The organism is Terriglobales bacterium (assembly GCA_035624475.1).
Classification (GTDB): domain Bacteria; phylum Acidobacteriota; class Terriglobia; order Terriglobales; family Acidobacteriaceae; genus DASPRL01.
This window is the reverse complement of sequence record DASPRL010000208.1, coordinates 1-18,541: the sequence shown is the minus strand read 5'-3', so window position 1 is coordinate 18,541 and position 18,541 is coordinate 1. Positions and strand designations below refer to the sequence as shown.

At 67.5% G+C, this 18,541-nt stretch carries 14 protein-coding genes; 4 read left to right on the top strand and 10 right to left on the bottom strand.

Features of this window, described 5'->3' with window-relative positions:
• Positions 1-107 precede the first annotated feature (107 nt).
• Positions 108-1,439 carry an adenylosuccinate lyase gene (purB, locus tag VEG08_08655; GenBank protein ID HXZ28053.1) on the bottom strand — a complete coding sequence of 444 codons (1,332 nt, stop codon included), beginning with the start codon at positions 1,437-1,439 and terminating at the stop codon, positions 108-110.
• A 174-nt stretch (positions 1,440-1,613) separates the two neighbouring features.
• Here purB and VEG08_08650 point away from each other — a divergent pair, with 174 nt between their 5' ends.
• Both VEG08_08650 and VEG08_08645 read left to right on the top strand, forming a co-directional pair.
• Positions 1,614-2,075, top strand: coding sequence for a MarR family transcriptional regulator (locus VEG08_08650; GenBank protein ID HXZ28052.1), 462 nt, complete (start codon positions 1,614-1,616; stop codon positions 2,073-2,075).
• A gap of 81 nt (positions 2,076-2,156) precedes the next feature.
• On the top strand, positions 2,157-3,953 hold the full coding sequence (locus VEG08_08645; GenBank protein ID HXZ28051.1) for a chloride channel protein: 1,797 nt from the start codon (positions 2,157-2,159) through the stop codon (positions 3,951-3,953).
• Here the strand turns inward: VEG08_08645 and ada are convergent.
• The 6 genes from ada to VEG08_08615 form a co-directional block, all read right to left on the bottom strand.
• Positions 3,950-4,999: a bifunctional DNA-binding transcriptional regulator/O6-methylguanine-DNA methyltransferase Ada gene (gene ada, locus VEG08_08640; GenBank protein ID HXZ28050.1), complete on the bottom strand. Its 1,050-nt coding sequence runs from the start codon at positions 4,997-4,999 to the stop codon at positions 3,950-3,952. The two genes, VEG08_08645 and ada, sit on opposite strands and share 4 nt — an antisense overlap.
• A gap of 121 nt (positions 5,000-5,120) precedes the next feature.
• Positions 5,121-7,571: an ATP-dependent Clp protease ATP-binding subunit gene (locus tag VEG08_08635; protein ID HXZ28049.1), complete on the bottom strand. Its 2,451-nt coding sequence runs from the start codon at positions 7,569-7,571 to the stop codon at positions 5,121-5,123.
• Positions 7,572-7,684: 113 nt separating this feature from the next.
• Positions 7,685-8,392 (bottom strand): ABC transporter ATP-binding protein, encoded by a 708-nt coding sequence (locus VEG08_08630; protein ID HXZ28048.1) that lies wholly within the window; start codon positions 8,390-8,392, stop codon positions 7,685-7,687.
• A 269-nt stretch (positions 8,393-8,661) separates the two neighbouring features.
• The gene (locus tag VEG08_08625; protein HXZ28047.1) at positions 8,662-9,957 is read right to left on the bottom strand and encodes an FtsX-like permease family protein; all 1,296 of its coding nucleotides are present in this window, start codon (positions 9,955-9,957) and stop codon (positions 8,662-8,664) included.
• 90 nt (positions 9,958-10,047) lie between these two features.
• On the bottom strand, positions 10,048-10,623 hold the full coding sequence (locus VEG08_08620; GenBank protein ID HXZ28046.1) for a hypothetical protein: 576 nt from the start codon (positions 10,621-10,623) through the stop codon (positions 10,048-10,050).
• 83 nt (positions 10,624-10,706) lie between these two features.
• Positions 10,707-12,998, bottom strand: coding sequence for a hypothetical protein (locus VEG08_08615; protein ID HXZ28045.1), 2,292 nt, complete (start codon positions 12,996-12,998; stop codon positions 10,707-10,709).
• Positions 12,999-13,240: 242 nt separating this feature from the next.
• Here VEG08_08615 and VEG08_08610 point away from each other — a divergent pair, with 242 nt between their 5' ends.
• Positions 13,241-13,846: a hypothetical protein gene (locus VEG08_08610; GenBank protein ID HXZ28044.1), complete on the top strand. Its 606-nt coding sequence runs from the start codon at positions 13,241-13,243 to the stop codon at positions 13,844-13,846.
• Positions 13,847-13,931: 85 nt separating this feature from the next.
• Here VEG08_08610 and VEG08_08605 read toward each other — a convergent pair whose 3' ends face one another.
• Positions 13,932-15,740, bottom strand: coding sequence for a SpoIVB peptidase S55 (locus VEG08_08605; protein ID HXZ28043.1), 1,809 nt, complete (start codon positions 15,738-15,740; stop codon positions 13,932-13,934).
• A gap of 183 nt (positions 15,741-15,923) precedes the next feature.
• Between VEG08_08605 and VEG08_08600 the strand changes: the two genes are divergently transcribed.
• A complete protein-coding gene (locus VEG08_08600) occupies positions 15,924-17,039 on the top strand; it encodes a VWA domain-containing protein (protein HXZ28042.1) in 1,116 nt (371 codons plus the stop codon).
• Between the two features lie 58 nt (positions 17,040-17,097).
• Here VEG08_08600 and ychF read toward each other — a convergent pair whose 3' ends face one another.
• Together ychF and VEG08_08590 are read right to left on the bottom strand one after the other, a co-directional pair.
• Positions 17,098-18,177 (bottom strand): redox-regulated ATPase YchF, encoded by a 1,080-nt coding sequence (gene ychF, locus VEG08_08595; GenBank protein ID HXZ28041.1) that lies wholly within the window; start codon positions 18,175-18,177, stop codon positions 17,098-17,100.
• 79 nt (positions 18,178-18,256) lie between these two features.
• Positions 18,257-18,541: hypothetical protein (locus tag VEG08_08590; GenBank protein ID HXZ28040.1), on the bottom strand; the 285-nt coding region annotated here is incomplete at its 5' end.

Below are 18,541 nucleotides of genomic sequence, written 5' to 3'. Positions count from 1 at the left end.
CCCTCGGGTCGCCCTCGCTGGCGCTGCGGGCTCCCTCGGGACCGAACGAGTTTGGCGACGCTGCACGGCACGGCTGAAGCCGTGCCATCCCGGAAACACGCCATCATTCACCGCTTCTTCTCGACTCCTCCTCGGGGCGGTGAACTCTCTCCGAACACGCGGGCGAAGATCTTGTCCACGTTGCGGAGTTGGCGCTTGAGGTCGAAAGCGCGCTCCAGTTGGCGGCGGGAGAGGCGCCGGGTGATGGCCTTGTCCTTCTGCACCAACTGGCGGAAGTTCAGACCCTGCTTCCAGGCGCGCATGGCGTGGTGCTGCACCAGGCGGTAGGCCTGCTCGCGCAGCATGCCGGCCTCGGCCAGGTCGAGCAGCAGTTGCCCGCTGAAGACCAGCCCGCCCGTGCTCTCCAGGTTCTCCTTCATGCGGCGGGGATAGACCACCAAGGTGTCGACCAGGTTGGCGCTCTTGGCCAGCAGGTAGTCCACCAGGATGGTGGAGTCGGGCAGGATGACGCGCTCGACCGAGGAGTGGGAGATGTCGCGCTCGTGCCACAGGGCGACGTTCTCCAGCGCGGCCTGGGCGTTGGCGCGCACCACGCGCGCCAGCCCCGAGATCTGCTCGCAGGTCACGGGATTGCGCTTGTGCGGCATGGCGCTGGAGCCCTTCTGCTTCTCGGAGAAGAACTCCTCGGCCTCGCGCACCTCGGTGCGCTGCAGGTGGCGGACCTCGGTGGCGATCTTGTCCAGGCTGGAGGCGATGACCGCCAGCGTGGCCAGGTAGGCGGCGTGGCGGTCGCGCTGGATGACCTGGGAGGAGATGGCGTCCACCTCCAGGCCCAGGCGGGCGCAGATCTTCTGCTCCAGCTCGGGCTCGAGGTGGGCGCAGTTGCCTACCGCGCCGGAGAGCTTGCCGACGCGCATGTCCTCGGCGGCGCTCTCGAAGCGGGCGAGGTTGCGCCCGCTCTCGGCGTACCAGTTGGCCAGCTTGAGACCGAAGGTGATGGGCTCGGCATGGATGCCGTGGGTGCGCCCGATCATGGGGGTGTGCTGGAACTCGCGGGCGCGGCGGGCGAGCGCGTCGCGCAAGCGCTCCAGCCCCTGGCGCAGCAGGGCCGAGGCGGCCTTGACCTGCAGGGCCTGAGCGGTGTCGACCACGTCGTTGGAGGTCAGTCCGAAGTGCAGCCAGCGGGAGTGGGGGCCGACCTTCTCGGCCACGGCGGTAGTGAAGGCGATGACGTCGTGCTTGACCTCGGCCTCGATCTCCTGGATGCGGCGCAGGTCGAAGCCGCCTTTCTGGCGGATGGCGGCGGCGGCTTCGGCGGGGACCAGGCCGGCCTCGGCCAGGGTCTCGCTGGCCGCGATCTCCACCTCCAGCCAGGCGCGGAACTTCGACTCGTCGCTCCAGATGCGGCCCATCTCGGGGCGGGTGTAGCGGGGAATCACGGTCGGCGGCCTCCTCCCGGGGAAGACAGCATTGTAAATGAAGGGGTCGGCGGAGCGTGGGCCGGGATCGGCCGGCGCTTCCGTCGGAGCCCCGCGAGGAGCGTCCGCCGGATATGCGCTTGACCCGGAAGGAGGGCAGCATTACGATATTATCGTAGAGCGACATAACAGGGTATGACGCGCAGGGACGCCATTTCGGACCGCGAGTACCGCGCGCGGGCGGAGTTCCGTTACCAGATCCGCCGCTTCCTGCGGCTGAGCGAGCAGGAGGCGCGGGCGGCAGGCCTGGAGCCGCAGCAGCACCAGATGCTGGTGGCGCTCAAGGGCCTGCCGGCGGGCTGCCAGCCCACCATCGGCGAGCTGGCCAACCGCATGCTCGTTCAGCACCACAGCGCGGTGGAGCTGGTGGACCGCCTGGCGCACCGGGGTATGCTGCGCCGCGCGCGCCGCGGCCCCGACCGGCGCCTGGTCTACCTGTCGCTCACCCCCAAGGGCGAAAAGATCCTCGGCCGGGTCTCGCTGCGCCTGCGCGGGGAACTGCAATCGGCCGGGCGGGCGCTGGTGCGGGCGCTCGAGCCGCTGCTGCGCGCGTCCGGCAACGGGCGCCGCCACAGCCCCGCGCGCCGCCGCATGTAAGACACCTCCGCTCGACCCTCCGCCCTGAAGCCGCAGGCGGAAGGACGTCCGGCGAGAAATATCGTGGAGCGATAGAGATAGATGACCGAAGCCGCCGCCGCATCCTCCCGCACCCCCGGCCCGCCTGCCCCGCCCGCCTCCTTCCGCATGCTCCTGATGTCGGTGCTGGCGGGCGGCATCGGAGTGCTGGCCGGGGGCATCGCCTACGTCCTGCTGCGCCTGATCGGGTTCTTCACCAACCTGGCCTTCTACCACCGGCTTTCCTTCAGCTTCGTCAGCCCGCGAGTGGAGAGCCTGGGGCTGTGGGTGATCTTCATCCCGGTGGTGGGCGGGATCATCGTGGGCTTCATGGCCAAGTACGGCTCGCCCAAGATCAAAGGGCACGGCATCCCCGAGGCCATGGAAGCGGTGCTCATCAGCCGCAGCCGGATCGAGCCCAAGGTGGCCCTGCTGAAGCCGCTCTCCGCGGCCATCGCCATCGGCACCGGCGGGCCCTTCGGAGCGGAAGGACCCATCATCCAGACCGGCGGAGCGGTGGGCTCGCTGGTGGGACAACTCTTCCACGTGACCGCCGCGGAGCGCAAGGTGCTGCTGGCCTGCGGCGCGGCGGCGGGCATGGCCGCCACTTTCAGCACCCCCATCGCGGGAGTGATCCTGGCCATCGAGCTGCTGCTCTTCGAATTCAAGTCGCGCTCCTTCATCCCGCTGGTGATCGCGGCCACGCTGGCCACCAGCGTGCGCCTCAAGCTGCTGGGCGCCGGAGCGATGTTCACCGTCAAGACCATGGACTTCGGCCTGCCCCACGCCCTGCCGTATTACCTGGTGCTGGGGGTGATCTGCGGGCTGGCCGCGGTGGGCTTCAGCAAGCTGCTGTACTGGGTGGAGGACCTCTTCGACCTGCTGCCCATCAGCGACCTGTGGCATCCGGCCATCGGGGCGCTGGGGCTGGGGATCATCGGCTTCTTCGTGCCGCGGGTGCTGGGGGTGGGCTACGACACCATCTCCGACATCCTCAACGACAACCTGGCGCTCAAGCTGCTGCTGCTGGTGATGGTGTGCAAGGCGGTGGCGCTGGTCATCTCGCTGGGCTCGGGGACCTCGGGCGGCCTGCTGGCGCCCATGTTCATGTCGAGCGCGGCACTGGGGGCGGCGGTGGCCATGGGCTTCAACCACTTCCTGCCGGCGGCCAACCTGTCGCCCGCGGCCTTCGCCCTGGTGGCCATGGGGGCGGTCTTCGGAGCGGCCTCGCGCGCCACCTTCGCCTTCATCATCTTCGCCTTCGAGATCACCCGCGACTACAACGCGGTCCTGCCGCTGATGCTGGTGTGCGTGATCGCCGACGGCATCGCGCTGCTGTTCACCCGCACCTCCATCATGACCGAGAAGCTGGCGCGGCGCGGGCTGCGCATCCCCACCGACTACGAGGCCGACGTACTGCAGCAGGTGACGGTGGGCGAGGTGATGGCCCGCGAAGTGCCGACCTTGCCCGCAGAGACGACGCTCCAGGAACTGACGGAGCGCATCGCGCGCGGCGAGCTGGCGCGTCACCAGGCGGTGGTGCTGGTGGACGCGACGGGCAAGCCGGCGGGCATCGTCACCCACGGCGACGTGGTGCGCGCGCTGGAGCAGAATCCCGACGGCAGCCGCACCGTGCTGACCGCGGGCAGCAGCCCCCTGGTGGTCACCTATCCCGACGAGGTGCTGGCGGACGCGGTCACCCTTATGCTGCGCAACGACATCGGGCGGCTGCCGGTGGTCAGCCGCGAGGAGCCCAGTAAGCTGGTCGGGTACCTGGGCCGCGCCGGGCTCATGCAGGCGCGGCTGCGTCGCCTGGAGGAAGAGCACGTGCGTGAGCCGGGATGGCTTTCTAGCCGCTAGCTGCCGGCCTCCGTCTTCAGCAACGTCTTCTTGCGCTCCATGCCCCAGCGATAACCGCCCAGGGCGCCGTCCGTCCGCACCACGCGGTGGCAGGGGATGAGCACGGCGACGGGGTTGGTGGCGCAGGCGCGGGCCACGGCGCGCACCGCGCGCGGGCGCCCGATGGCCTGCGCGACCTGGCGGTAGCTGCGGGTCGCACCGCGCGGGATGGCGCGCAGCGCCTCCCACACCTTCCACTGGAAGGCGGTGGCGCGCAGGTCTAGAGGGATATCGAAGGCGCGGCCGCCCTCATGCATGGAGGCGGCGAGCTGGCCCGCCCAGCGGGCCAGGCCGCGGCGATCCAGAGACAGCTCGGCGGCGGAGAACTCGCGGGCCAGGTCCCGCGCCAGCTTCCTGCCGGAGTCGCCGAACTTGACTGCACAGACGCCGGTGGAGGTCGCCGCCAGCAGCATGCGTCCCAGGGGCGAACTCACCACCGTGTAGCGGATGCGCGCGCCGGCGCCGCCGCGGCGGTAAGTGGCGGGAGTCATCCCCAAGTGATGATGGGAACGCTCGTAGAGGCGGCTGGAGGAGCCGTAGCCGGCGTCGTAGAGGGCGGTGGTGACGTCCTGGCCCTGGCGCAGGCCGGTCTTCAAGCGCAGCAGGCGCCGGGCCTCGGCGTATTGCCGCGGGCTGATGCCCAGCACGCGCGTGAAAGTGCGCTGCAGGTGGAAGGGGCTGACGCCGGCGGCGCGGCTGAGCGCTTCCAGACGCAGCGGCTCGTCCAGGCTGGAATCGATGAGGCGGCAGATCCTCTCCACCAGCCGCGCGTGAGGATGGCCGTCGGCGGGCTGCTCCGGCCGGCAGCGGCGACAGGGGCGGTAGCCGGCCTGTTCCGCGGCCCCCGGGGCGGGGAAGAAGGTCACGTGCTCGCGATGCGGCCGGCGCGAAGGACAGGAAGGCCGGCAGTAGACGTGGGTGGAGGCCACGCCATAGACGAAGACGCGATCGAAGCGCGGGTCGCGGCGGGCGACCGCGCCCCACAGGTCGGCGGTGCGGTGCTTCACGGCTGTCATCATGCCTGAAGAGTACGTCTGTGTGCCAGAGCGCGATATCCGATACTTGCGCTCAAAGACAAAAAAGTAGGGAGCGGCCGCCCGCTCCCCGCTTCCATGGTATGGAACCCTGTTAATTGCTGTAGAGCAGCACGCCTTCCTGCTCCTTGGCGTCCACGGGACGATAGAAGAGGCGGTCGCCCTCGAGGTAGACCTCGATGAAGGCGGGCCGCGTCTGGATCATGCCCTGGATGAGCGCCTCCGACAGCGGGTCCTCGATGTACTTCTGCAGAGCACGGCGCAGGGGCCGGGCGCCGTAGCTGCGGTCGGTGATGGTCTTGTCGAGGATCCACTTGCGCGCCTCTTCCGTCACCGTGATGGTGATGTGCTTCTGCGCCAGGTTCTGGTTGAGCTGGCCCACCATCAGCTCCACGATCTGCACTAGGTCCTGCTCGGTGAGGGCGTTGAAGATGATGACCTCGTCCAGACGGTTGAGGAACTCGGGGTTGAAGGTACGCTTGACCTCGTTGCGCACCATGTCCTCGATCTTGCCGGAGATCTCGCCGGTGGCCTTGTCCTCCGCCTGGAAGCCCAGCCCCGTGCGCTTCTGCAGGTGGCGGGCGCCGATGTTGGAGGTCATGACCACGATGGCGTTCTTGAAGTCCACCGTGTTGCCCAGGCCGTCGGTAAGCTGCCCGTCCTCGAAGACCTGCAGCAGGATGTTGAAGACGTCGGGGTGGGCCTTCTCGATCTCGTCGAGCAGGACCACGGAGTAAGGGGCGCGCTTGACGCGCTCGGTGAGCTGCCCGCCCTCCTCGTAGCCCACGTAGCCCGGAGGCGAACCGATGAGCTTGGAGACCGAGTGCTTCTCCATGAACTCGGACATATCGAAGCGGACGAGCGACTTCTCGCTGCCGAAGAGGAACTGGGCCAGGGTGCGGGCCACCTCCGTCTTCCCCACGCCGGTGGGGCCGAGGAACAGGAACGACCCGATGGGGCGGTTGGGGTTCTTGAGCCCGGCGCGGGAGCGGCGGATGGCGCGGGCCAGGGCAGTGATGGCCTTCTCCTGCGAGATCACGCGCTTGTGCAGCTCTTCCTCGATGCGCAGCAGCTTCTGCGACTCTTCTTCCTTGATGGAGGAGATGGGGACGCCGGTCCAGCGCGATACCACGTCCTCGATGTCCTCGCGTCCGACCACGCCGGTGGAGGACTCGTCGAGGTGGTACTTCTCGCGCAGGGCGCGCAGGTTCTCGCGCTCCTTGCGCTCCTCGTCCGAGTAGAAGCGCGCCTTCTCGAACTCGTGGTTGGCGATGGCGTTTTCCATGCGGTGCACGATGAACTTGATGCGCTTCTGGACGTCGGTGATCTCCTCGGGCAGCGAGGTCTGGCGCAGCTTGACGCGCGCCCCGGCCTCGTCGATGAGGTCGATGGCCTTGTCGGGGAGGAAGCGGTCGGGGATGTAGCGGTTGGAATGCAGCACCGCGAAGCCGATGGCCTCCTCGGTGTAGGTCACGGCATGGAACTTCTCGTAGCGGTCCTTGATGCCCTGCAGGATCTTGACCGCGTCGTCCTCGTTGGGCGGCGGGACCTTGACCGACTGGAAGCGGCGCTCCAGCGAGCGGTCCTTCTCGATGGACTTGCGGTACTCGCCCGGGGTGGTGGCCCCGATGCACTGGATCTCGCCGCGGGAGAGCGCGGGCTTCAGGATGTTAGCGGCGTCGAGCGAGCCCTCGGCCGAGCCCGCACCCACCAGGGTGTGCAGCTCGTCGATGAAGATGATGGCGTTCTGGTTCTCCATCAGCTCCTTCATGATGGTCTTCAAGCGCTCTTCGAACTGGCCGCGGTACTTGGTGCCCGCCACGATGAGGGAAAGATCGAGGCCGAGGATGCGCTTGTCGGCGAGGAACGAGGGCACGTCGCCCTCGGCGATGCGCTGCGCTAGACCTTCGACGATGGCGGTCTTGCCCACGCCGGGCTCGCCGATGAGCACGGGATTGTTCTTGGTGCGGCGGCAGAGGATCTGTACCACCCGCTCCACCTCGGCCTCGCGGCCCACCAGGGGATCGAGCTGATTTTCCATGGCGGCCTGGGTGAGGTCGCGGCTGAACTCGGAGAGCAGGGAAGACTCGCGGCTGCGCTGCGGCGCGGCTTTTTCCTGGGTGCTGCGCGCCAGCTCTTCGCGGATGGAGGAGAGGCGCAGGCCGCGCTCGTGCAGGATCTCGGCGGCGAAGCACTTCTCCTCGCGCAGCAGGCCCAGCAGCAGGTGCTCGGTGCCGATGTGTTTGTGGGAGAGGCGCTCGGCCTCCTCGGCGGCGTAAGCGAGCACGCGCTTGCACTCGTTGGAAAGGGGCAGGTCCACGGAGGTGGAGACCTTCTCGCGGATGGTGGTGTGGCCCTCGATCTGCTTGCGGATGGACTCGACGGAGGCGTGCGAGCGCAGGAAGCGATTGGTGAGCGCCTTGTCCTCGCGCAGCAGGCCCAGCAGCAGGTGCTCCGTCTCGATGTACGGAGAGCCGAACTGGCTGGCCTCGTAGCGCGCGAAGAAGATCACGCGGCGAGCCTTCTCGGTGTAGCGTTCAAACATTCCCTGGTCCCTCTCTCCCCTTTGACTGCCTTCCGCAACCCGAAGTTGCGGCTCCCTCCGGGGCGGCGGGTCGAGCCTTCCGCTCCCGGGCAGAGCTTCTCTCTTCCTGCCGGCTAAGCCGGCAACGACCCCGGCACTACCTCTTCCAGACGTCCGCGCTCGAGGCGCAGGACGCGATCACAACGGCGCGCGAACGCGTGGTTGTGGGTGACGATGAGGGAGGTGAGCCGGTGGTCGCGATGGAGCCTGGCGATCAACTCAAATACCGCCTCCGCGGTGCGGCTGTCGAGGTCGCCCGTAGGCTCGTCGGCCATCAACAGGCGCGGCCGCGTCACCAGGGCCCGGGCCAGGGCCACGCGCTGCTGTTCGCCGCCGGAAAGCTCGCCGGCGCGATGCTGGGCGCGCTCTTCCAGCCCCACCTCACGCAGCCATGTGATCGCTTCCTGCTCCGCTTCCCCACGCGTCCGTCCCCGGACCCGCAGAGGCATAGCCACGTTCTCGCTCGCGGTGAATTCCGGCAGCAGGTAATGGAACTGCCAGACGAATCCGATCTCGCGATTGCGAAATTCGGCTGCGGCCTCGTCGGAGAGCGATCGCAGCTGCATTGGCCCGCAGTATACGTCACCTTTGGAAGCCCTATCAAGCGCCCCGAGGATGTGCAGCAAGGTACTCTTGCCCGCCCCCGACTCGCCCACGATGGCCAGCATCTCCCCCTGCCTCACCCGGAAGGAAAGGTTGTCAAAGACCACCAGCGGCGCCCCGCCGGCAACGAAGACCTTGCTCAGGCCTTCCACCCGCAGGATGTCCGCCTCTTCACTCATTGGATGCGTTTTGCCTCGCTTCCGTCACTCGAATTGGTGACGTGCCCGGCCACCAGCAGATTACCAAAGGGAGAGGTCCCTTCGGGCGGGAAAGTAACCAAGGATCGGGTCATGGGGTGATCGGGTCATCGGGTCATTTGCAGACCTCAGGTTCGGTTTGGATAGGGTCCTTCGCTGGGTCGGTCGCCTGCGCTCCCTCGCGGCGCTCAGGAGGACAAGTCCGGCTTGTTGTTCTCTGCGATCTCTGCGGTCTCGGCGGTAAGACCCGGTCATTCGTAGCGCAGGGACTCGGCGGGGGCGATGCGGCTGGCGGCCCAGGAGGGATAGATGGTGGCTACGAAGGAGATGCCAAGAGCCACCAGGGCGACGAGGACGCCATCCCAGGGGCGGGGTGCGAAGGGCACGTAGTCAATGGAGTAAACCTCGGGGGAGAGCGCGATCAGGTGGTAGTGGCCACCGGCCCAGGAGAGTCCGTAGCCCAGCAGCAGGCCCAGCGCGGTGCCGATCACCCCGATGAGCACGCCCTGGGCGATGAAGATGCGGCGCACCTGGCCCTTGCGTGCCCCCAGGGACATGAGCACGGCGATGTCGCGGGTCTTCTCCATCACCATCATGATGAGGGAGATGAGGATGTTGAGCGCGGCCACCAGCACGATCAGGCCGACGGTGATGAAGGTGACCACCCGCTCCATCTTCAGCGCGCGGAAGAGGGCGCGGTTCTGCTCCATCCAACTGGTGGACATGAAGCCCTTGCCCGCCTGTTCCTCCAGGGCGCGGCCGATGGCGGCGGCCTGGTAGATATCGTCCACCTTGAACTCCAGCACCGAGACTACGTCGCCCAGGCCGAAGAGCTGCTGCGCGTCGGCGAGGCGGATGAAGGCCCAGGAGGTGTCGTAGTCGTAGAAGCCGGAGTCGAAGATGCCCACCACGTGGAAGCGCACATACTTGGGCACCATGCCGAAGGGAGTGAGCTCACCCTGGGGGCTGGTGACCAGGACCACCGAGCCCACGGTGGCGCCCAGGTTGTCGGCCATGTCCTTCCCCAGGATGATGGGGGGCATGGCGGCGGCGCGCTGCTTCTGACCTTCCAGGGAAGAGGGCGAGGAAGCTTCGGGAGTGGCGGGCGGAGGCGCCGGCGGCTGCTCCAGCGGCGCGATGGAGCCCACTTTGATGCTGGAGAGCAGTTCGCTGACCTTGCGCTCGTCGGCGGGAACGATGCCCTTGAGGACGCCGCCGCGGGCGCGCGCGCCGCGCGAGATCAGCACCTGCTCGTAAAGAGCGGGGGCGCCGGCCAGCACGTGCGGCTGCTTCTCCAGGCGCTGGAGCAGCGGCTGCCAGTCGCGGATGCCGTCCGCCTCCACGCGCAGCAGGTTGACGTGCGAGCTGGCGCCCAGCAGACGCTCCTGCAGGTCCTGGCGGAAGCCGTTGTTCACCGCCAGCGCGATGATGAGCGAAGCCACCCCCGCGGCCACCCCCACGATCGAGATCAAGGTGATGATGGAAATGACGGCCTGGCGGCGTTTGGCGCGGAGGTACCTCGAGGCTACGAAGAGCTCGAATCTCATGGTGAAGCACTCAGCACTCAGCCGTCAGCATTCAGCCAAAGCGGGATTATAAACAGCGCCGCGGCCCTCTTGGGGTCGAATCGGCGAGCGTCACCGCAGGCCGGGGAAGAGCGGTACGCGCTGCTTGTAGGCGCGGTAGTCGTCGCCGAAGCGGCGCTCCAATTCGCGCTCCTCCAGCCAGATCATGAGCGCGCCGCTGGGCAGGGCGAAAGCAGTGAGGACGAACAAGGCCAACGAGCCGGTGCCGATCGTGAGTCCCAACAGGTCGCAGAGGTGGGCAAGATAAAGCGGGTGGCGCATGCGCCCGCGCAGGCCGGCGCTGGCCAGGCGCTGCTCGTGCTTGTGGGGCTCGAGCTCGGAGCGGCCCAGCACCTGGTCCATGGAGAAGCCGTGGCGGGCGCCGGAGTAGAGCGCCAGCGCGGCGGCGATGAGCAGGCCGCCGGGGATCCAAGCCAGCCAAGTGCGGTAGAGAAAGACGTGCAGCCAGCGCCAGGTGCCTATGCCGGCCAGTCCCCACAGCAGCACCCATAGCGGCCCCACGCGCTTGAGGGTGGCGGCGCGGGCGCGCCAGAAGTCCACGAAGGGATGCACCAGCAGCCAGTAGGCCGGGACGGTGGCGTAGACGATGGCGATCAACCAGCAGAAGATGAGGAAGAGGGAGTACACGGGAGGATTCTACTCAATCGGGTGATCGGGTGATCGGGTGAATTGACCCGATGGCCCGATGATTCGATGACCCGATCCGGGGACTACTTTCCCCTCACGACCACCTTCGCTGTCCCCATGTTCTCGAAGCGGTCGTAGACGCGCACCACCACCACGTGCTCGCCGGTGGCGGCGGTCTTCTTGCCGGAGGACTGCTCCTGGTGCAGGACCGGCCCGGAGGGCGGCACCGGAATGTGGAAGTCGTAACTCTCGGTCCTGGCATCGGAGAGGCGGCCGACGGGCTCGATGTACTGCCAGTCGGAGGCGTCCACCGAGTACTCGGCGCGCTTGATGGGGGAGAAGGAATCCACGGCGCGGAAGGTGACGTGGAGCTCGCCGCTGGCCTCCACCGCGCTCAGGGCCTCGACCGCGGGCGGGGTGTTGTCCACCTCGAAGCGGTCGCTCTCCAGCGAGGTGGTGAGGGCCTCGTCGGGGGAGTGGGAGGGAGCGTCGGAGGCGACCACCTTGATGGTGTAGCCGCCGTCGGGGAGCAGGCCGGCGTCGAAGGAGTAGTACTTGTCGGTGATGCCGTCCTTGAGCAGCTTCCACTGGCTCTCGCCGTCGCCGCGGTAATAGAGGGAATAGACGAGGGTGTCGTCGTTGTCGTCGCGGGCCGCCCAGCGCACGCCGATGGAATCGCGGTCGCGCAGCGCGGGGATAGGCGCCTCGAACTTGGGCGTGGCCGCCGCGCCGGCGCCCCCGCTCACCACCACCGTGCCCTCGCCGCCGGCAGGCCGCGGCTGCGAGATGTAGCGCACGCCCACCTGCACGCTGACGTCGTCCAGGTCCGGGGCGACGTTCTTGGAGAGGTAGTTCAGCCCCACGGTGCCGATGCGGGGCGCCGGGCCAGTGGGATGCAGCACCGCCTTCCACTGGATGAATCGCGCCGCGGGGACATCCAGGGAGGCGCCCTGGGCCAGGTCCACCTTCTTCCAGGGGCTCCAGTTGCGGTCCGGATTGTCCACGTTGCCGCTGCGGGCGTAGAAATCGAAGTTGCCGGAGCCGCGCACCTCGGCGCGGCCCCACAGGGAGAAGATCTTGGTGTCGAAGACGTCGCTCTCGTAGCTGCCGTCGCTGTCGGGCCCGGCGCCCAGCAGGAAGATCTTGCCCAGGTTGCTGGTGGAGGCGTAGAGACCGCCGTTGGGGGCCTTGGCGAAACCGGTCACCTGGTTGGCGCTGGCCGCCAGCAGGTCGGTGAACTCCTGGTCGTTTTCGATGAGGTAGACGTGGCCCTTGTTGCCGGTGCCGGCGAGCAGGCGGCCACGGGGATCGAAGGCCAGAGCATAGACGATGTCCTCGCGCGAGGCCCACAGCACCTTGGGCGAACCGTCGGGGGCGATGACGTACACCTCCGAGCCCAGTGCCTGCGCGAAGCCGGGGAAGAAGGGAATGAAGCCCACGCCGCCGGGAGCGCCGGTGGTGGGAGCGGCGGCGCCGGGACGCTGCGCCACGCTGGGCGCGGTGGGAGCCGGCGTGGCAACCGGCATGGTCACGGGCATCCCCGGCACCACGCCGGCGGGCTTCTTGTCGCCCACGCCTGCGGCGTAGATGTTGCCGGCATCGTCCACCGCCAGGGCGGTGATCTCCTTCTTGGAGGCGCTATAGAGGACGAAGGCCTCGCCCGCCGGCGAGATGCGGTAGATGAGGCCGCTGCCGTCGGAGCCGGCGATGAGGTTGCCCTTGGGATCGAAGGCCAGGGCGCGGATGTGGGCCTCGTCGCTCTGGAAGAAGAGCGAGCCGGTACCGTTGGGAGCGACGCGGAAGATCTGCCCGTGCTCGCCGGTGGCCACGTAGAGGCGGCCTTCGCGGTCCAGGGCCAGGTCCCAGATGTACTTGGTCTGGGGATCGAAGAAGACGGAGGAGGACCAGCCGGGATCAAGGGGGATCTCGTCCGCATCCTGGCCGGCGGCGGGAGCAGCCGGAGCCGCGCCGGGCTTGTGCTCGATCTTGTAGACCTTGCCGTCGGGGGAGGTGGCGGCGTAGAGCGAGCCGTCCGCGGACACGGCCAGGGCCTGCACCTCCAACTCCTGCGCCTTGAAGATGGCGGTGGCGTGGCCGTCGGGCGTGATGCGGTAGACGCGGGCTGGCGAGCCTGCGGCCACATAGACGTTGCCCTGGGCGTCGGCCACCATCGCCCACAGGTAGGTGGAGGGGGTGGTGACCAGCAGCTTGAAGGAAGGCGCCAGCACCAGGCTGCCGTCGCTGCGGATGGCCACACCCTTGGCCGTGCCCTTCTCGAATTCCTCGAACTTGGACTGGCGCCAGATCTGGGTGCCCTCGGCCAGGGCAGCGGCGGCGCACAGTAGCACAACCACCAGCGTCTTAAGAGTTCGCATAAGAGAATTACAGAATACTCCTTCCTGCGGCGGTTTGGCGCGTTCGTGCAGATCCTGGGCAGACATAGCTGATGTGGGCGGTGTCGGAAAAATTTATCCGGTGCGATGTAACTTCTGCCTCCACGAAAATCCGCGCGCAATCACCCGCGGACAACTCAGAGGAGAACAGCCTCCGCATCTAACCATGTAATGGACCGGGTGCCGGCTGTGGTCGGCGCGCCCGGTTGGATCGGAGGTGCAGCATGAAGACGCTTCTGATGTTGCTTGCGATTTCCCTGATGCTGTCGCTGCCCGCTGCCGCCCAGGGCAGGAGCGGCGAGCATGGGCGAGGTCACGACAAGAAGGAACAGCGCGCGGCCGGCCGCGGACACAGCCCGGCCCGGGTCGCGCCGTCATCTCAGGTACACGCCGCGGCCCGGCCGCAGGTGCAGGTGGAGCCGCAGCGGGAATTCCGTGGGCATCCCCAGACGGCGCCGCGAACGGAGGTCCGCAATTACGACCAACGCTATGAGCATCGCAGCGCGCTGCCCGTTCGCGCCGACAGCAGCTGGGTGCGGCACGACGATCGCGACGATGTCCACTATCGCCTGGCGCGTCCCTGGGAGCACGGCCATTTCGGCGGCGGCTTCGGGCCCCGTTACGTCTTCCGTCTGGAGGGCGGCGGCCCGCGGCGCTTCTGGTTCCGCGGATACTACTTCGCGGTCGCTCCCTACGACTATGGCTTCTGCGATGACTGGTTCTGGGACACGGACGATATCGTCATCTACCAGGACCCGTATGACGTCGGCTGGTACCTGGCCTACAACGTGCGCCTGGGTACCTACGTCCACGTGGTCTTCCTGGGGTAGGTGACACCGGAGCCAAATACAAAGCCCCCGAGGGTCCTCGGGGGCTTTTCTTGTCAGCCGGTGACTTGGGCGGAGGGCTGGCCGCTCATTTTATGGTGATGCTGATGATCTGGGCGCCGGAGACGACGTAGTCGAGCGGGGTGGAAGCTTCGTCCACCGCGCTCTCGCCCACCACCACCATGTCCTGGGTGCCGCGCATGCCTTCCATCACGTTCATGACGGAGAGCGGCAGGGTGGGCATGACCTTGTCCTTCACCATGGCCTCGGGGTTGGGCTGCAGCAGGGAGACGTAGAGGCGGTCGTCGGGGTGTTCCTGGTTGAGCAGGGCGATGGTGGAGGCCAGGTCGAGACGGGCGCCCAGGCCGGGATAGAAGTGGCGCATGCGGTCGAGGGTGTCGCCGTCGGAGACCAGGATACGCAGGGTGCCGCGGGAGACCGAGGCCGGGATCTTGACGTGCACCTGCCGCACGAAGGATTCGCCGCGGTAGGGACGCAGCACGGCTTCGATGACGATGTCGTCGCCGGGGCGGGCTTCGGTGACGGCGGTGCGCGCCGTCTCCAGCCGCGCCGCCCGCCGCTCCGGAATGAGATTGAATTCCAGGTTCACGCCCTGGATGGTGGGTGTGCCATAGGGATTGGCGAAGATGCGGCTGAAGCGCTCCCCCACCGAGGTGGCCACGCCCACGGCGGTGGGCATACCGCTGTCGGCGGGCGCGAACATGTTCTGCAGCCGCACCTCGGGGAAGCCGCTCACGTTGATGCTGCCCTGCATGCGGTAGCTGGTCTCTTCCCCGTAGGCGTTCATGCCCTGCAGCGCGTTGAACACGGTGACCATCATGGCCACCGGGGTGAGCTTGGCGTTATTGAGCACCTGGTAGTGGAACTGCTTGACGCCGCCGGCGCCGTGCACGGTCAGGGTGACGGGGATCATCTCCGGGACCTTGCCGAAGCGGCCCAGGATGCCGGCGTGGCGGTCCTGCACGAAGGCGCCCACGGGCTCGGTGGTGTTGATGATCTTGAAGGCGTCGAGCGGCGAGGCCAGGGTGGCCACCACGTAGGCCTTGGTCATGGGCAGGTCCACCGCCCCGAACTGCATGAGCGGATGCCCGCAGGCCAGCAGACGCTGAGGATCGATGTAGGTGACGGTGCAGGTGGCGGCCACGCTCATGTCGCCGCCGATGAGCACGGCGCTGACCGAGGAGCCGGGCTCCACCGGCTCCGGCTGCTTTTCCTGGGTGGCCGAGCCCGCGCCCATCACCGGCACCACGCCGGCGGCGGCGAATTGCGGCCCGAAGCGGCGCACCGCCTCCTCACTGAACCCGCTGAAGACCAGGGGAGCTTCGATGGGGCGCAGGTAGTTGGCGTAGTCCTGGAGAGCGGCCGCGGAAGAGGGGCCGGGAGCGGAGGTCTTGCTGGCGCCCTCCGGAGATGCGCTGGAGACGGGCTGCGCCGTGGGCGGCTGGCTGGCGTCGAGAGCGTTGATCTCCAGCATGTCCTCGATGGGGGTGACGCCGGCGATGGGCTCCTTGGAAAACTCGCCGATGCGGAAGGCGAGCGCGCCCGCCAGCTTGCCGTCGAAGTAGACCGGGCTGCCGCTCATGCCGGCGACCACGCCCGTGTACTCCGCCTTGGCGCCATGCAGGCGGACGAGGATGATGTCGCCCTTGGGCCCGTTGACGTTCCTGAGGATGCCAAGCACTTCCACTTCCATGGGCTCGGGCACCGCACCCTCGAAGACGGTGTAGGCCACGCCCCGCATGCCCGGGTGAATCTGGTCCAGCGGCAGGATGCCGGGATGGTCGGGCGGCGCGGCCGGCAGCGTGCCGGCAAACAGCGGAAGCGAAGCCAACAGCAGGAGGGAGACGAAGCGGCGGATCACGACAGCTCTGTTCATACCACCCCAGTCCGCTCGGAAGCGAGCGGAACCACGCCCGGCGCGGATGCACTCCTTAAGTCGGACGGTGGGAAAAGTGCATCTATAGTAGCATACCGAGGAAGAGGTGACCGACGATCCATGGTCTGGGTTAAGTCTGGGCAAGAGCGAGTAGGAAGGTCCGCGGTCGCGGCCCTGGCAGTGGTGCTGGTGCTGAGCCTGGCGCTGGCGGCGGGCGCACAGAATCCCCCCGCGCAGCCGCCGGCTGCGCAACAGCCGCAGCAACAGCAGCAATCCCCGGAGGCGGGCGGACCTGCGGGCGACGTCGGTCCCATCGCCGTCCCCAAGAAGAAGGAAGAGCCGCCGCCGCCCAAGCCGGCGCCCAAGAAGGTGGAGGGCATGCCCGACTACACGGTGCGGGTGGACGTGCCGGTGGTCAACGTGGACGTCACCGTGACCACCAAGGACGGGCACTTCATCCCCGGGCTGGGCAAGGGCAATTTCCGCATCTACGAAGACGGAGTGCCGCAGACCGTGACCTCGTTCCAGCAGTCGGAGGCGCCCATCACGGCGGTGCTGCTGGTGGAGTTCGCGGCCAACAACTACAACTTCGTCTACGACATGCTCAACTCCTCCTACATCTTCGCCTCGCAGCTCAAGCCCAAGGACTGGGTGGCGGTGGTCTCCTACGACATGAAGCCCTCGATCCTGGTGGACTTCACCCAGGACAAGAGCGCCATCTACGGGGCGCTGAACTCCATGCGCGTGCCCATGTTCAGCGAAACCAACATGTTCGACGCGCTCTGGGACACGCTCGACCGCATGGACCGCATCGAGGGGCACAAGTACATCATCCTGGTCTCCACCGGGGTCGACACCTTCAGCAAGAAGAACCTGGACCAGGTGCTGAAGAAGATCCAGGCCACGCGCGACGTGACCATCTATACCATCTCCACCGGAGTCCTGCTGCGGCTGATTGTGGAGCCGCAAATGTCGGGGGAGACCAACCTGACCTTCCTGCAGGCCGACAACCAGATGCAGACCTTCGCGCGCATGACCGGGGGCATGTCGTTCCAGCCGCGCTTTGAGGCCGAGCTGCCCGAGATCTTCCGCAGCATCAACGGCATCATCCGCAACCAGTACACGCTCTCCTACCAATCCACCAACCCCAAGCAGGACGGCAGCTACCGCAAGATCAAGGTGGAGCTGGTGGACGGGGTGAATGGCGGGCCCATCCAGATCCGCGACCAGAAAGGCAAAGCGGTGAAGTACAACGTCATCGCCCGCGACGGCTACCGCGCCAAGCAGGCGGTGGAGTAGCGGTACTCAGTACCTGGTACCCAATCCCTAGCGCCGGGCGCGGAGCGACACTCGGTACTCAAGCCGAATGCCGGATGTGGACCACGTCGCCGTCCTTGACGACGTAGTCCTTCCCCTCGAGGCGCAGGGTGCCCTGGGAGCGGGCATTGGCCTCGGAGCCGGCGCTGAGCAGCGCATCCCAGTGGATGACCTCGGCGCGGATGAAGTGCTTCTCCAGGTCGGAGTGGATGGCGCCGGCGGCCTCGACCGCTCGCGAGTGCGTGGGCACGGTCCAGGCGCGGCACTCGTCCTCGCCCACCGTGAAGAAGGAGATCAGGCCCATCAGCTCGTAGGTCTTGCGGATGAGGCGCACCAGGCCGCTCTCCTTGAGGCCGTAGCTGGAGAGGAATTCGGCGGCCTCCTCATCGGCCATCTCGGCGAGTTCGGCCTCGACCTTGCCGCAGATGACGGTGGCGGCCGCGCCGGGGCGCGCGGCCAGTTCCGCCAGCTGGTATTTCTCGACCGCCTGTTCCAGGTCGCGGCCCAGCTCGGCGCTCTCGCCGATGTTGAGCACGTAGAGCACGGGCTTCTGGCTGAGGAACAGGAAGCCGCGCAGGCGCTTGCGGTCCTCGGGGGTGAGTTCCATCTCGCGCAGCGGGCGCTCCTTCTCCAGTTGCGCCTTGGAGCGCAGGATGAGGTCGTGCTCGCGCTCCAGCTCCGGGTTGCGCATCTTCTTGAGATCTTTTTCCAGGCGCTCCATGCGCTTCTCGATCTGGCCCAGGTCGCTGACCATGAGGTCGAACTCGACGTTGCGGGCGTCGCGCAGGGGATCGATCGCGCCCACGTGGGGGATGGCGGGATCCTCGAAGGCGCGCAGCACGTGCGCCAGGCCGTCCACCGAGCGCAGGCTGGTGGCGTAGGCGGTCTCCTTGAGGGCTTCCTGGCCGATGGCGGCCACGTCGGCAAACTCGACCGAAGCGTGGATGAGCTTCTTGGGGTGGTAGAGCGCGGCCAGGCGGTCAAGGCGGTCGTCGGGGACCTTGCAGACCCCGATGTGGGCCTCGCGCCCGCCGCCGTGCTCGGCCACGTGCGTCTTGGTCAGGATCTTGAAGAGCGAGGTCTTGCCGACCTGCGGGAGGCCTATGATGCCTGTCTTCATAATCGGGTGATCGGGCAATCGGGTGATCTAGGTCACCGGGCAAATGACCCGATGATCCGATGACTCGATGACCCGATTCTCATGATAAACGGCGCGCGACAGAAAAGACGACCCCCAGCCCCAGCAAGAGTACTCCGCCCTCCAGCCGCGTGGAACACACGTGCAGGCGGTCGAACTCGAGGCGGCGGGGATCGCTGGGCGCGACCCGGTCGATCACGCCCAGGTCGCGGCGCAGGCTCTCCATGCGCGCGAAGACGTAGAACTGCGAGATGCAGGTCAGGGCCAGCATGGCGGCGACCAGCAGATTGCGCGCCGCCCACGGCTGGAAGGAGCCCTGGGAGAGGCGTGCCAGGGTCAGCGAGCA